This is a genomic window from Microbispora catharanthi, assembly GCF_006334915.2.
GTDB classification, from domain to species: domain Bacteria; phylum Actinomycetota; class Actinomycetes; order Streptosporangiales; family Streptosporangiaceae; genus Microbispora; species Microbispora catharanthi.
In genome coordinates this window covers 65588-79309 of sequence record NZ_VDMA02000006.1, presented here as the reverse complement: position 1 = coordinate 79309, position 13722 = coordinate 65588, and the positions used below count along the sequence as shown (strand labels likewise).

The following is a 13722-nucleotide window of genomic DNA, read 5'->3' as shown; positions in this document are numbered from 1 at the left end:
CCGCGTGCCGGCGCGCGGGGGCGGCGTGGGCAGGGCGGCGTGGGCAGGGTGGCGGTGGAACCGAGCGCGCCGGGCAGGGGGTGGACTCCCCTACCTGAGCTGCCCGCGGGGAGCCGTAGGCTGTCGGCCATGATCTGGGTGGTTGTGATCGTGGCCGTGCTGGTCGTTGTCGGGGCGCTCGGGGCGACCGGGCGCCTGCCGGGGACCTCACACCGGCGGTCCGCGCCGCGCCCTTCGTCGGGCGGCCGCCCGTCAGGCCGCGCCGGCCGGACCGCGCGGCCCGGTGGGCGTGCCCCGGCCGGGACCGCGCGGCCGGGCACCAGGCCCGGTGGCGGCACCGCTCCCGGCACGAGGCGCGGCACCACCTCCGGGGCCGGGGCCCGAAGTGGAGGCCAGGGTGGAGGCCCGGGTGGAGGCCAAGGTGGAGGCCGGGCTGCGGGCCGGACGACGGGCGGCGAAGCGGGCGCGCGCGGCGGTGCGGCAACGCAGGCCGGTCCGCGTCCGGGTGAGATCTGGTGGGCCGACGTGCCCTACGAGGACGGGCCGGGCCACAAGGTGCGCCCCTGCGTGGTGCTCAGGACACACCGGGGCGGCGCCGAGGTCCTGAAGATCACAAGCCAGGACCGCAGCGACCGCTCCGACCACGTGGAGATCCCCACCCGCACCTGGGACCCGGACGCCGACCACAACAGCTTCCTCGACCTCACCGGCCCGGTCCGCGTGCCCGTCTCCGACTTCCAGGACAGGGCGGGCACGCTCGACGCGCGCGTCTGGCGGCAGGTCTGCCGCCTCCACGAGATCACCCCGAACTGAGCCATACCCCTTCGAGACCGGGCCCGCCTCCGAGACCGGCCGTCGGCGTCACCGTGACGACGCGGGCCCTTCCGGGCCGCCGCGCGGCGGCAGACCCGCGGCGATGCCGTCGAGCAGCCGGTCGAGGCCGTACGCGAAGCGGTCGTCGGTGCCCATGTACTCCCGCCCGCCCTCCTTCGTCATCCGCTCCAGCATGGGATAGTTCCCCGTCGCGATGAGCGACTGGATGTAGGACAGGTGCTGCGCCAGCCGCTGCGCCAGCGTGAGCCCCGACCGCCGGAGCGCCTCGGCCTCGGCCAGTTCGCTCTGGATATAGCCGTTCACGTACGCGAAGACCGCGCCGACGAGGGTCAGCATCTCGTCGACGCTCAGGCCGAGAGCGTCGAGCATGCCGAGGGCGGTCTCCGTCAGGCGCGCGCTGTTCGGGCCGGCCTGCGGGCGGCCGGCCGCCAGCGGCGCGAGCCATGGGTGGCGCAGCATGGTGCGCCGAGCCTGCCAGGCGAGCAGGCGGAGTCCTTCGACCCAGTCGTCCGGCGGCCGCCGGTCCTCCGGCAGGTACTCCCCCACCACGGTGTCGACCATGAGGTCGAACACCTCGTCCTTGCTCGTCACGTAGCGGTACAGGGACATCGTGCCCGCTCCGAGATCGGCGGCGAGCCGCCGCATGGAGATCGCCTCCAGCCCCTCGGCGTCGGCGATGCGGATCGCCGCCTGCGCGAGGGCGGCGCGGCTGAAGCTCGGCCGCGGCCCGCGGGCAGGGCGTTCGGGTCGCATCCACAGGTTCTCGTGGCCCGTCATGGTTGATCGTCCCAGGTCGTCGCGCTATTGCGTACACGGTACCCGGTATGTAGGCTCTCATTGAGAAAGTGAGTACGTCGTACTCAGTTTTTTGGACGGCCGGACGAGGGGATCCCCCATGCCCGCAAGCCTCGCCGGGGACGACTTCACGGTTCCCGGTCTCGAACTGTTCGACTTTCCGCCGCTGTGGCCGGGCGCGCCACACTGGCTCAACAAGCCCGTGGTGCTGGCCGCGGTCGGCGTGATCCTGCTGTGCGTGCTCGCGTGGGGGGCGTTCGCGCGGCCGGCGCTCGTCCCGCGCGGCCTGCAGCACCTCGGCGAGTACGGCTACCTGTTCGTCCGCGACCAGGTGGCCCGGCCGTTCCTCGGCGCGGACGCCGAGAGGTGGATGCCGTTCCTGCTCAGCCTGTTCTCGCTGATCCTGCTGTGGAACCTGTTCGGCGTGATCCCGGGAGTGCAGTTCCCGGTGAACTCCCACATCGCGTTCCCGGTGGTGTTCGCCGTGGTCGTGTACGTGATCAAGCTTTATCTCGGCTTCCGGCACCACGGGGTGGGCGGATATCTCAAGAGCCTGATGTTCCCGCCCGGCCTGCCGAAGCCGCTCGCCCTCGCGTTCTACGCGCCCCTCGAACTGCTGCACACGTTCGTCTTCGCGCCGTTCACGCATGCCGTACGGCTGTTCGCCAACATGTTCGCGGGGCACCTGCTGCTGGCGTTCTTCAGCGCGGTGGGATTCTGGTTCCTCGCCGAGCACCCCACGGTGCCCGGGTTCCCGGTGGGCCTCCTCGGCGTGGTCATGGCCGTCCTGATGACCGGGCTGGAGATCTTCATCCAGTTCCTGCAGGCGTTCCTGTTCACCATGCTGGCGGCGATGTACATCGGCAACGCCCTGAACCCGGACCACTGAAGCGGGGGTTCGTACTCACCGGTAACTGAGTATCGGCGCTCATGTCCCGGCAGGCGTACGCCGCGGACGATGGCACCATGGCGAAACCGGTGAAACCCTCGACGACGACGGCCTTCTACGTCCAGGCCGTCATCTCGTTCGCGATCTCCCTCGTGGGCCTGGCGGCCGGCATCCTCTACCTTCCGGTGACGACCTGGGTGCGCTCCTTCCTCGCCCTCGGGCTGATGTACGTGGTGACCTCGACGTTCACGCTCGCCAAGTGCGTACGGGACCGGCAGGAGGAGGCGACCGTCGTCAGCCGGGTGGACCAGGCCCGGCTCGACAAGCTCCTCGCCGAGCACGACCCCTTCCGGGCCGAATGATCTTCGAGAGCTGCGGTGGGCTCTGGCCGGCCCCGGCGAGCCACCGGCGGATCTTGCCGCCCGCATGCACGAGACCTGGGTCAGGTTCGCCAGGACCGGCAACCCCGGCTGGGACCCGTACGACAACGAGCGCAGGACCACCATGCGCAGCCGCGCCTCGTGCGTACTCCACACGGGTGCGGCGGACGGGAAAAGAGGCGGCCTCGGCCCGTCGCCGGACCGAGGCCGTCAGTGGCTGAAGGAACTCAGTCGTCCTTGCAGCCCTTGTCCTTGCCCGGCTTCGTGCAGTCAGAGCCCGGTCCGGCGCCGACGACGTTGAACTTCGCCGTGCCCACGTTGGACGTGTTGCCGGCCTTGTCGGTGGCCCGGTAGCTCACGGTGTGCGCCCCCGGCTGGCCCACCGCCACCGGCTTGGAGTACAGCGCGAACGGCTGCCCGTCGAGGGAGTACTCCACCGTGGCCACGCCCGACTCGCCGTCGGTCGCCGAGATGGTGAGCGTGGCGGAGCCGACGTAGTTCCAGGCCCAGTCCATGCTGCCGCTGAGCTGGGCCGACACCTGCGGGGCCGTGGTGTCCTTCTGCTCCGGTACGACGACCTTGAAGGTCACCGACCCGGCCGGCGAGGTGTTGCCCGCCTTGTCCGTGGCCCGATACTGCACCGTGTGCGACCCGGTCTTGTTCACCGAGACCGGGGCCGTGTAGGCCGCGAACGCCGCGCCGTCCAGCGCGTACTCGACCTTGTCGACGCCCGACTCGCTGTCGGTCGCCGAGACCGTCACCGTCGCGAGACCGACGTAGTTGCCGTCGGCGTCCTTCGTGCCCGACACGCCGGCCGACACCTGCGGGGCCGTGGTGTCCTTGGCCGGCGGAACCACGACCGTGAACGTCACCGACGCCACCGCCGAGGTGTTGCCCGCCTTGTCGGTGGCCCGGTAGCTCACCCGGTGCGCCCCCGGCTGGTCGACCGTCAGCGCCTTCGAATAGAGCGCGAACGGCTGCGAGTCGAGGGAGTACTCCACCGTGTCGACCCCCGACTCGCTGTCGCTCGCCGAGATCGTGACGGTGGCGGACCCCACGTAGTTGCCGTTGGTGTCCTTGTCACCGGACACCTGCGCCGACACCTGCGGCGCGGTCGTGTCCTTGGCCGGCGGAGCGACCACCTTGAAGGTCACCGACCCGGCCGGCGAGGTGTTGCCCGCCTTGTCGGTCGCCCGATACTGCACCGTGTGCGACCCGGCCGTGTTCACCGACACCGGAGCCGAGTACGTCGCGAAGGCCCCGCTGTCCAGCGCGTACTCCACCCTGTCCACACCCGACTCGGTGTCACTCGCCGAGACCGTCACCGTCGCGGAACCGACGTAGTTGCCGTCGGCGTCCTTGTCACCGGACACCTGCCCCGACACCAGCGGAGGTGTGGTGTCCTTCTGCTCCGGTGCGACGACCTTGAAGGTCACCGACGCGACGTCGGAGGCGTTCCCGGCCTTGTCGGTGGCCCGGTAGCTCACGGTGTGCGCGCCCGCCTGCTTGACCGCCACCGGCGCGGAGTACAGGCCGAACGGCTGCCCGTCGAGGGAGTACTCCACCGTGGCCACGCCCGACTCGGTGTCACTCGCCGAGACCGTCACCGTCGCAGAACCGACATAGTTGCCGTCCGCGTCCTTGTCACCGGACACCTGAGCCGACACCTGCGGCGCGGTCGTGTCCTTCGCCGGCGGAGCCACCACCGTGAACGACACCGACCCGGCCGGCGAGGTGTTGCCCGCCTTGTCGGTCGCCCGATACTGCACCGTGTGCGAGCCGGTCTTGTTCACCGAGACCGGAGCCGAGTACGTCGCGAACGCCGCGCCGTCCAGCGCGTACTCGACCTTGTCGACGCCCGACTCGGTGTCGGTCGCCGAGACCGTCACCGTCGCGAGACCGACGTAGTTGCCGTCCGCGTCCTTGTCACCGGACACCTGCGCCGACACCTGCGGGGCCGTGGTGTCCTTGGCCGGCGGAACCACGACCGTGAACGTCACCGACGCCACCGCCGAGGTGTTGCCCGCCTTGTCGGTGGCCCGGTAGCTCACCCGGTGCGCCCCCGGCTGGTCGACCGTCAGCGCCTTCGAGTAGAGCGCGAACGGCTGCGAGTCGAGGGAGTACTCCACCGTGTCGACCCCCGACTCGCTGTCGCTCGCCGAGATCGTGACGGTGGCCGACCCCACGTAGTTGCCGTCGGCGTCCTTCTCGCCCGAGAGGTTGGCGGACACCTGCGGCGCGGTCGTGTCCTTCGCCGGCGGAGCGACCACCTTGAACGACACCGACCCGGCCGGCGAGACGTTGCCCGCCTTGTCGGTCGCTCGATACTGCACCGTGTGCGACCCTGCCGTGTTCACCGACACCGGAGCCGAGTACGTGGTGAACGCCCCGTTGTCCAGCGCGTACTCCACCCTGTCCACACCCGACTCGGTGTCACTCGCCGAGACCGTCACCGTCGCAGAACCGACGTAGTTGCCGTCGGCGTCCTTCTCGCCCGACACGTTGGCGGACACCTGCGGCGCGGTCGTGTCGGTGGAGCCACCGGCGGTGACCACGAGCTCGCCGACCATCTGGTGACCGGGGATCGCGCAGAAGAAGCGGTACGTGCCGGGGGTGAGGTTCACCTGGACCTCGTGCCGGCCGCCGTCCGCGTCGTACGGGCTCGCGATGATGTTGACGGTGACGTCGTGGTTGTATCCGGGCGTCGTCGTGTCGAAGGTCAGCGTGTGCGTCATCCCGAACGTGCTGCCGGTCGCCATGCTGTTCTCGAAGACGATCGTCGTGGGTCCCGCGACCGCCGTGGTCGGCGCGTCCTTGTACGCGGTCATGCCGTTGTCGGCGGTCCAGGTGAGCACCTGCGCCGCCGCCTGGCTGACCTGTTGCCGCGCCTCGGGCTGCGGCGCGGCGGCCTCGGCCGGCGACAGCCACAGCGCCGGCAGCGCCACGCACAACAGCACCACGGCCACGGCGGCGCGTAGCGCCCCGCGTAGCCTTCCTGTCAATAACTGCATCTGAGGTCGCACCTCACAGAACGTGCATGTGGGCGGACGAACGGCGTCCGTCCGCCTGAGGTCATGGGGTGGGGGCCGGGCGGGGGGACTCCCCCCGCCCGGCTACCGGGTCAGAGCTCCCGCACGCGTACGTTGCGGAATTCCGCCAGGTCGGTGTTGCTGTGGTTCTGCAGCCCGATGAACCCGCTGACGAACTGACGCAGGTCCGTGGCGGGGTCGCCGCCGCGGGACGACGACTTGCCCGGGGTGTTGTCGAACTCGTTGATCACGACGCCGTTGCGGATGATCGTGTAGTGCTGCCCGACCACCCGGACCTCGTAGTCGTTCCACTGGCCCTTCGGGGTCGCCCCCGCCTTGTCCATCGTGTTCGGCTGGAAGTTGTAGATCGAGCCCGTCTTCTGCGGCTCACCCGTGTCACCGTCGTAGATCTGGATCTCGTGGCCGCAGTAGACCGCGACCCACGCCTCCGACGTACGGGCCGACCCGACCGTGCCGCAGCTCCCGGCCGGTCGCTGGTCCAGCGGGGTCCGCGGGTCGGGGAACCGGACGAACACGCCGGTGTTGGCCCGAGCCGTGCCGGGCGCGACGTCACGGAACTGCAGCCGCACCGAGAAGTCGGCGTACGCCTTGGCGGAGTACCACAGCATGCCCATACCGCCGGAGGTGCGGAGGGTGCCGTCCTGCTGCAGGATGAACTGGCCGGTCGGAGCCTGCGACCACCCCTGCAGGGACTGCGCGGTCCCGTCGAAGACGGTCTCGTAGCCGTTCGTCTTGCCGATCTCGGACTGCGCCGCCGCCTTGCTCAGCGTGGTGGCCTCGCGGTTGTCGATGACGCCGGCCTTGCGGAACTCGTTCACCTGGTCGTTGACGTGGCTGACGAACTCGCCGTGGTTCGACCACGTGCGCTCGTCGTCGATCAGGTCGTTGATCGTGCAGCCGCCGGCGACGACGCGGTTGGCCACGCCGGTGTCGGTGTCCAGCAGCCGGACCGTCGGCCGGGCGTCGGGCGCCGGGCAGCCGATCTCGACGGTGATCTCGCCGGTCGCCACCTCACCGTCGGCGTAGGTGACCTTCAGCTTGGCCTTGTAGGTGCCGAAGTCCTTGTAGGTGTGCGTCGGGTCGGCCTCGGTCGACGGCTTGCTGCCGTCACCGAAGTCCCACTCCCACTTCACGCCGCCGGCCCTGGTGTGGGAGAACACCACCGTCTTCGGCGTGCTCTGCCGCTCCGGCCGCACCGTCGCCAGGCTCGGGTTCGGCGTCGCAGGACCACCCTGGTAGGTGATGCGGATCAGCTTCTGGTTGGGGTGCAGGCTGAAGAAGCCACCGGCGTAGTCCAGCATGTACAGCGCGCCGTCCTTGCCGAACTTGGCGTCCATCCACGACTGCAGCTGGGTGGCGCCGCCGCCGGGCTGGATGATGGAGCGCAGGTCCTCCGCGAAGACCGGCGGCTTCGCGTCCTTGACGCCCTTCGGGTCGACGGTGACGGCGACCCGGTTGTTCGCGTTGGACTCGTCACCGATGAACCACTTGTCGTCCCAGTACGCGGGCCACGCGACACCGCTGTCGGTGTCGACCTCGGAGCGGTGGTAGGTCGGCCCGGACATGACCGCCTGGCCGCCGCCCGAGAGGTAGGGCTCGGTGAAGGTCTCGTCGCCCAGCTTGTAGGTCGGCAGGCCGCTGCCGTCGGTCCGCTTCGGGTAGACCGGGCCGCCGCCCTGCGGCGAGTACCAGATCATGTTGTCGCGGGCCGGCGGGATGTCGACCAGGCCGGTGTTGCGCGGCGAGGTGTTCTTCAGGTTGTCGCAGTTGTACCAGTCGGCGGGCTGGTTGGCGTCGACGTTGCTGCGGTCGCGGTAGGGCTGCTTGTTGCCCATGCAGTAGGGCCAGCCCTGGTTGCCCGCGGACGTGAGGATCGTCGCGGTCTCGTACTTCGCCGGACCCCAGATCTCGCTCGGGCCGCCCGCGTCCGGACCGACCCATCCGGCGGTCAGCCAGTCGTTCACGTTGTCCCACTGGAGCCGCGCGATGTTGCGAACACCCATCACGTAGATCTCCGGGCGGGCCTTGCCGCCGCCCTCTTCCTTACCCGTGAACAGGTTGCCCTTCGGGATCGTGTACGTCCCGTCGGCCTCCGGGTGGATACGGATGATCTTGCCGTTCAGGTCGTTGGTGTTGCCGGCGGTGCGGCGGGCGTCCTGGAACGAGGTGCCCTTGTAGTCCTGCGTCCAGTTGTTCCCGGAGTAACCGCTCGAGCCGCCGGAGGAGTTGCTGTCACCGGAACCGACGTAGAGGTTCCCCTCCTTGTCGAAGGCCATGCCGCCACCCGCGTGGCAGCAGCTGTGGATCTGGGTGTCCCACTGCAGCAGGTCCTTGCGGGTCTTCTGGTCGATCGTCTGGGTGGCGGAGTCGTAGGTGAACCGGGAGATCGTCCGCTTGCCGATCCGCTTGTCCCTGTCGATCGACTCGTGCGGCATCCAGTAGACGTACAGCCAGCCGTTCTCCTGGAACTTGGGGTCGGGCACGATGCCGAGGAGACCCTCCTCGTTCTTCACCAGCTCGTCGCCGCTGCCGCGGTTGCCCATGACGGCGAGGGTGGTGAGGAGCTTGACCTGCTTGGTCTTCGGGTCCCACTGGTGGATGGTGCCGCAGCCGAGGCCGACCTTCGGGTTGTTCCAGTCGGCGATGGGGCCGCTGGGGCAGGCCGCCTTGCCGACGTAGAAGACCTTGCCGTCGGGGGCGACGGTGAGGCCGTGCGGCTCGCCGATCTGGTCGAGCTGGCCCGACTGGTTCTGCGCGGTCAGCCGCTCGGTCTTGTAGTTCGACGCGATGGTCGCCTGGCAGTCGCCGCGGACCAGGCCGGCCGCCCACTTGATCGCGCCGCCGAGGTGGCTCTTGAACTGCTCGTCCTTGGTGTAGCTGTCCTCGGTGCCGCCCATGCCGGTGTAGAACGACCGGCCGCCGTCGTAGTCGCGGCACCACGAGATCGGGTGGAAGGCGCCGTTGCCGTTCAGGCCCGCCTTGTAGGTCCACTCCTCGACCTGCGCGACCGTCTGGACCTTGCCCAGCGGGCTCGGGCTCCAGTTCATCCACTTGTCGGACCGCGTCGCGTTGAACGGCAGGCCCTTGTTCGCCGGGTGCTGCCGGTCGGTGAAGTCCACCGTGGCCTTCTGCACCTGGCTGTCCGGCGGAGGCCCGGCGTCGGGACCGAACAGCCGCAGCTCGGCCAGCTGGATGAGGGGCTCACCGCTGTTCGCCGTGATGTTCAGCCGGTAGTACGCGTACGCCGTGCCGTTGGTGAACTTGTATTCCTTGGTCTGGAACCGCGAGGGGAAGGTCTCCCCGGTCCGCTTGTCCAGGTCCGTCCAGCTCTTCCCGTCCTGGGAGCCCTGCAGCGTCCAGTCCTTGGGGTCACGGCCGGGGAAGTCGTTGGCCGAGGTCAGCGCGTAGTGGGCGATCGCCTTCGGCTGCTCCAGCTTCACCGAGACCCAGCCGGTCGGGTTGAACGTCAGCCACTTGCTGTTGTTGTTCCCGTCGACCAGCTTCTCTTTGGTCTCGTTCGGCGGGTTGTCCCCGTTCGCCGTGATCTCCACGACCTTCTCGGCCGGGGGCAGGCTGCCGGCGGGGCGGGTGCCGACCAGTTCGGTGAACCAGGACGAGTCGGGCTGCGCGCGTACGGCGTCGTGGACGCCGACGAACCCTCCGCCGTCCCGGATGTACGCCTGGAAGGCGGCCTCCTGGGCGGCGTTCAGCGTCACGCCCTTGGCGGACAGGAACACCACGCCGCGATAACGCGCCAGGTTGCTGTAGGTGAACACCGCCGGGTCCTCGGACACCTCGACGGAGAAACCGTTGTCCTTGCCCAGGTCCTTGATCGAGTCGGCGGCCTTCTCGACCGGGTCGCTCTGTTCCTTGGCGGGGCCGTGGAACACCAGCACACCGACCGACTTGCCATCTGTATCAGGCTTATCGGGCTTGTCGGCGTCTGGTTCGGGAGGGTTGGCCTGGGCCTGCAGCTGCGCGGCGGGGAGGGCCGGTGCGGCCTGCGCCTGCGCGGCGGGGACCGTCGCCAGTCCCAGCGTCAGGGCGGCGCTCGACGCCGTGATCAGAGCGCGGCGCCAGACGGGTGGCCGGGGGTGTACGAGCAGGTCTCTGCGACCCATCGTTCGCTCCTTCAGGTTGGGGGGTTGGATCAGCACCTTGCGGAGGTCGTTCGGTCGGCCATGGCGGCGACCGGGCACGCAGATGCCGGGAGGACACGAGGGTTTTGCCGGTCTCCTTCTCCTCTCGCTCGCCGGTTGATCCCTGATCCCGGCATCGCGGTGACGCGGTCAGGGCGGTTCGGGTCGTCGCGGGCGTGCGGCATCGCCGTTCGTCGCGCTGTTCTGCGGGCGATCGCCGCGGAGCCCGTCGTCGCGGGCGCCGGGGACGGATCGCGTGCAGCGGTAGCCGGCCGTCCCGTCGGGACGGCGACCGAAATGAGGGGCGTCTTCCCGATCTCAGACCGGGGCGCCGCCGAGCCGGCGACGCCCGGCGGCGCCGGGGCGTGGTCCGGCATGTCTGAGCCGCAGGTCCGCCGGGATGTGAGAGGGCGGGCCATGCAGGGCGGATGTCGGCCGTGGGGGGTGTCGCCGAAGCACCGCTGAGCCTTTCCGAGAGTCGCGGATGGTTGCGTAGGCGGGTGGACGAGGGCCAGGTGATGCCCAGGAGACGGACCGGACCGCGACAGTCCGGTTGCGTCAAGTGGGCGGTTTGGGCTCAACGTAGCAGCCTCACCGCACTTCATCCAGTCCTGTGACAAAGTTCTCTTGCTTACACACTGACTTCTTGACTTTTTGGCAGAACTATCGCCTACTTCCATCAAAAGCTTTATCAACGGCGTCGAAAGCCTCCCTGACGGTCCCCTCGGTCGCTCACCGGCCGGAACGCGCCCCACTAGGGGCCGCATCGAGGCGTCACGCCGACCAGGCCGGTCCCCCGGGCCGGCGCCACGAACAGATGCCGTTCGCCTCACGGCAGTGAGGCGTCATGACCGGATTGGGGAACCATGACCGAGGTAGGCAGGGGTACGACGCGAGGCCTGTTCTCCCGGCGCGCCTTCACCACGGCCGCGACGGCCGCCGCGTTCGCACCGCTGGTCGGGGCGGGCGAGGCCAACGCGGCGCCGTCCGACAAGGTCACGGGCAAGGCCGGGAACGACGTCCGCCGCATGACGCTCTACGCGGAGAAGTTGCCGAACAATCTGCTGGGATACGGCCTGGAGCCCGGCAAGGCCACGATCCCCGGCCCGCTCATCGAGATGGTCGAAGGCGAGACCCTCGAGATCGAACTGGTCAACAACACCGACGTCACCGCCAGCCTGCACGTGCACGGCGTGGACTACGAGATCACCAGCGACGGCACGAGGATGAGCGACAGCGTGGTGGAGCCGGGAGGCCGGCGCACCTACGTCTGGCGCACCCATGCGCCGGGCCGCCGCCCAGGCGGCACCATCGAGCCCGGCAGCGCCGGCTACTGGCACTACCACGACCACGTCGTCGGGACCGACCACGGCACCGGCGGCATCAGCAGAGGGCTCTACGGCGCGCTGGTGGTCCGCCGGAAGGGCGACATCCTCCCGGACAAGCAGGCCGTCGTCTTCTTCAACGACATGACGGTCAACAACGCCAAGGCCGGCGAGGCCCCGCACTTCATGGCGAAGATCGGCGAGCGCGTGGAGTTCATCGTGGTCACCCACGGGAACTTCTTCCACACCTGGCACCTGCACGGGCACCGCTGGGCGGACAACCGCACCGGTCTGCTGGACAACCCGCAGGACCAGACCCGGATCATCGACACCAAGATCACCGGACCGGCCGAGTCGTTCGGCTTCCAGGTGATCGCCGGAGAGCGCGTCGGGCCCGGGGCCTGGATGTACCACTGCCACGTCCAGAGCCACTCGGACATGGGGATGGCCGGAGTGTTCATGGTGGCCGACGAGAACGGGAACGTACCCGGCCACGACATGGGCGGCATGAGCTCCGGCAGCGGCTCGGACATGAGCTCCATGTCGCACAACTGATCCCGCCCCGCTCCCCCGCGTACGCCGGGCGGGCCACCCACGATCAGAGTCAGTAGGGTGCGCCCATGACCAGCGACACGCGCGGGCGCGGACGGGCGGCGGTCACCGCCGAGTCCGAATCGCAGGCGGCTCTCGACTACTACCTGATCACCTCGGCGGGCGCGGACGGAGCCCCGGCCGAGGGAATCGTCGTCGAGGAGTTCGCGCTCACCGGCGACTTCAGGACCGTCGGCCTGGACACCGCCGGATGGACCGCGGCCGACGGCGTCTGGTGGACTTCCGCGGCCTTCGGACGTGCGATGCGCGAGGACCCCGGACTGCGCTCCCGGGCCCGCGCGGTGAGCCGCCTCGATGCCGAGGCCGCGTACCGCGGTCTCGGCGGGGGCCAACTGCCCGGCGAGACGCGGCTGCGCGCGCTGTTCCACGACCACCAGCCTCTGCCGGACTCGCCTCCGCTGCGTCTCAGCCCGCCCCGGGTCCCCGACGGGTTCCACGACACGCGGGTCTACCGCGTCCTGTTCGCCGGTGAGCCCCGCCTTTCCCGCCTCGCCGACGTGGTGACGCTCGCCGGGGAGACCGGCGACCCGCGGACCCGGGTCATCGGCTCGGGCGAACTGCGAACGGACCCGGACGTCTTCACCTGGGAGGTGCGCCGGATCGGGCCCGGTGTCGCCTGCTGCCTCGACCTCACGGCCCACCTGGGGACCGCGTCCGGCCAAGCCCTCGGGCCGCTGCTGCGGCGGCTGACGACGGCGATGCGCCACGCGGGACCGGTCCCCGTGACCGTCGAACGATTCTCCTGACCCGGCTCCGGCTCGTCGCGTGCGCGCGATTCAGCGGCGCGCGGCCGCCGCGCCGGCGTCGGTGGAGAAGGCGAGGTCCCGCCCCGCCTCCAGTTCCGCGAGCCGATCGGTGAGTGCCTTGTGGATGTGGGCGTAGGAGTCGCTGCCCAGGGCAACCCGTACGGGCGCGGGGTCCAGGTCCGCGCAGCCGACAATCGCCGCGGCCGTCTTCGCGAGGTCGCCGACGGACGGCAGGGCGGGGTTGCGGATGCCTCGGGTCAGCGCGGCCGGGCTGGCGTCGTAGGCGCTCATCGGCGTGGCGAGCCTTGAGCTCCCGTCGCGGAATCGCGTACGGGCGCTGCCCGGCTCGACGATGGTCACGCCGATGCCGAACGGGGCGACGTCCTTGGCCGTCGACTCCATGAACCCCTCGATGCCCCACTTGCTCGCGTGATACGCGGACGCGCCCGCGTTGGTGGCCTGACCGCCGTACGTGGAGACCTGGATGAGGCGGCCGCCGCCCTGGCGGCGCAGGTGAGGCAGCGCGGCGCGGACCACCCGGATCGAGCCGAGGAGGTTCGTGTCGATCTGGTGGACGATCTGCTCGTCGGTGAGCTCCTCGGCCGCGCCGAACAGGCCGTACCCGGCGTTGTTGACGACCACGTCGATCCTGCCGAGGTCGGCGAACGCCCGGCCCACGACCTCCTCAACGGCGGGGCCGTCGGTCAGGTCGAGGCGGGCGAGCCACAGCCGGTCGCCGTACTCCGCCTTCAGGTCGTCCATCGCCTCCATCCGCCGGACCGTCCCGGCGACGCGGTCGCCGCGCCGGAGAAGCTGTTCCGTCATCTCCCGGCCGAAGCCGCTGCTCACCCCGGTGATCAGCCAGGTCCGTGCGTTCATCTTCATTTCCCTTCCACTAGCTAACTTGTTAGTTAGCATACGCCATGTTCTAACCGGTTAGTCAACGCTAGGA

At 69.8% G+C, this 13722-nt stretch carries 9 protein-coding genes; 5 read left to right on the top strand and 4 right to left on the bottom strand.

Going from position 1 to position 13722, the window contains the following annotated elements:
• Positions 1-129 precede the first annotated feature (129 nt).
• A complete protein-coding gene (locus tag FH610_RS45160; protein ID WP_139574614.1) occupies positions 130-813 on the top strand; it encodes a type II toxin-antitoxin system PemK/MazF family toxin in 684 nt (227 codons plus the stop codon).
• Positions 814-861: 48 nt separating this feature from the next.
• Here FH610_RS45160 and FH610_RS13055 read toward each other — a convergent pair whose 3' ends face one another.
• Complete coding sequence (locus tag FH610_RS13055; protein ID WP_139574613.1) at positions 862-1611, bottom strand: TetR/AcrR family transcriptional regulator; 750 nt, start codon at positions 1609-1611, stop codon at positions 862-864.
• Positions 1612-1729: 118 nt separating this feature from the next.
• Here FH610_RS13055 and atpB point away from each other — a divergent pair, with 118 nt between their 5' ends.
• A complete protein-coding gene (gene atpB / locus FH610_RS13050) occupies positions 1730-2518 on the top strand; it encodes a F0F1 ATP synthase subunit A (protein WP_139574612.1) in 789 nt (262 codons plus the stop codon).
• A 77-nt stretch (positions 2519-2595) separates the two neighbouring features.
• Complete coding sequence (locus FH610_RS13045; protein ID WP_139574611.1) at positions 2596-2880, top strand: YiaA/YiaB family inner membrane protein; 285 nt, start codon at positions 2596-2598, stop codon at positions 2878-2880.
• A gap of 245 nt (positions 2881-3125) precedes the next feature.
• Here FH610_RS13045 and FH610_RS13035 read toward each other — a convergent pair whose 3' ends face one another.
• Complete coding sequence (locus FH610_RS13035) at positions 3126-5909, bottom strand: OmpL47-type beta-barrel domain-containing protein (RefSeq protein WP_139574610.1); 2784 nt, start codon at positions 5907-5909, stop codon at positions 3126-3128.
• A gap of 110 nt (positions 5910-6019) precedes the next feature.
• Positions 6020-10069, bottom strand: coding sequence for a ThuA domain-containing protein (locus FH610_RS13030; RefSeq protein ID WP_139574609.1), 4050 nt, complete (start codon positions 10067-10069; stop codon positions 6020-6022).
• Positions 10070-10953: 884 nt separating this feature from the next.
• Here FH610_RS13030 and FH610_RS13025 point away from each other — a divergent pair.
• Positions 10954-11967 (top strand): multicopper oxidase domain-containing protein, encoded by a 1014-nt coding sequence (locus tag FH610_RS13025; protein WP_139574608.1) that lies wholly within the window; start codon positions 10954-10956, stop codon positions 11965-11967.
• Between the two features lie 65 nt (positions 11968-12032).
• Positions 12033-12770 carry a hypothetical protein gene (locus FH610_RS13020; protein ID WP_139574607.1) on the top strand — a complete coding sequence of 246 codons (738 nt, stop codon included), beginning with the start codon at positions 12033-12035 and terminating at the stop codon, positions 12768-12770.
• A gap of 30 nt (positions 12771-12800) precedes the next feature.
• Here the strand turns inward: FH610_RS13020 and FH610_RS13015 are convergent, their stop codons facing one another.
• Positions 12801-13649: an SDR family oxidoreductase gene (locus tag FH610_RS13015; protein ID WP_139574606.1), complete on the bottom strand. Its 849-nt coding sequence runs from the start codon at positions 13647-13649 to the stop codon at positions 12801-12803.
• Positions 13650-13722: the final 73 nt, after the last annotated feature.

Excerpts from the sequence above, each read along its gene's own strand:
- FH610_RS45160 (WP_139574614.1), top strand. The coding sequence starts at position 130 with ATGATCTGGGTGGTTGTGATCGTGGCCGTGCTGGTCGTTGTCGGGGCG.
- FH610_RS13055 (WP_139574613.1), bottom strand. The coding sequence starts at position 1,611 with ATGACGGGCCACGAGAACCTGTGGATGCGACCCGAACGCCCTGCCCGC.
- atpB (WP_139574612.1), top strand. The coding sequence starts at position 1,730 with ATGCCCGCAAGCCTCGCCGGGGACGACTTCACGGTTCCCGGTCTCGAA.
- FH610_RS13045 (WP_139574611.1), top strand. The coding sequence starts at position 2,596 with ATGGCGAAACCGGTGAAACCCTCGACGACGACGGCCTTCTACGTCCAG.
- FH610_RS13035 (WP_139574610.1), bottom strand. The coding sequence starts at position 5,909 with ATGCAGTTATTGACAGGAAGGCTACGCGGGGCGCTACGCGCCGCCGTG.
- FH610_RS13030 (WP_139574609.1), bottom strand. The coding sequence starts at position 10,069 with ATGGGTCGCAGAGACCTGCTCGTACACCCCCGGCCACCCGTCTGGCGC.
- FH610_RS13025 (WP_139574608.1), top strand. The coding sequence starts at position 10,954 with ATGACCGAGGTAGGCAGGGGTACGACGCGAGGCCTGTTCTCCCGGCGC.
- FH610_RS13020 (WP_139574607.1), top strand. The coding sequence starts at position 12,033 with ATGACCAGCGACACGCGCGGGCGCGGACGGGCGGCGGTCACCGCCGAG.
- FH610_RS13015 (WP_139574606.1), bottom strand. The coding sequence starts at position 13,649 with ATGAACGCACGGACCTGGCTGATCACCGGGGTGAGCAGCGGCTTCGGC.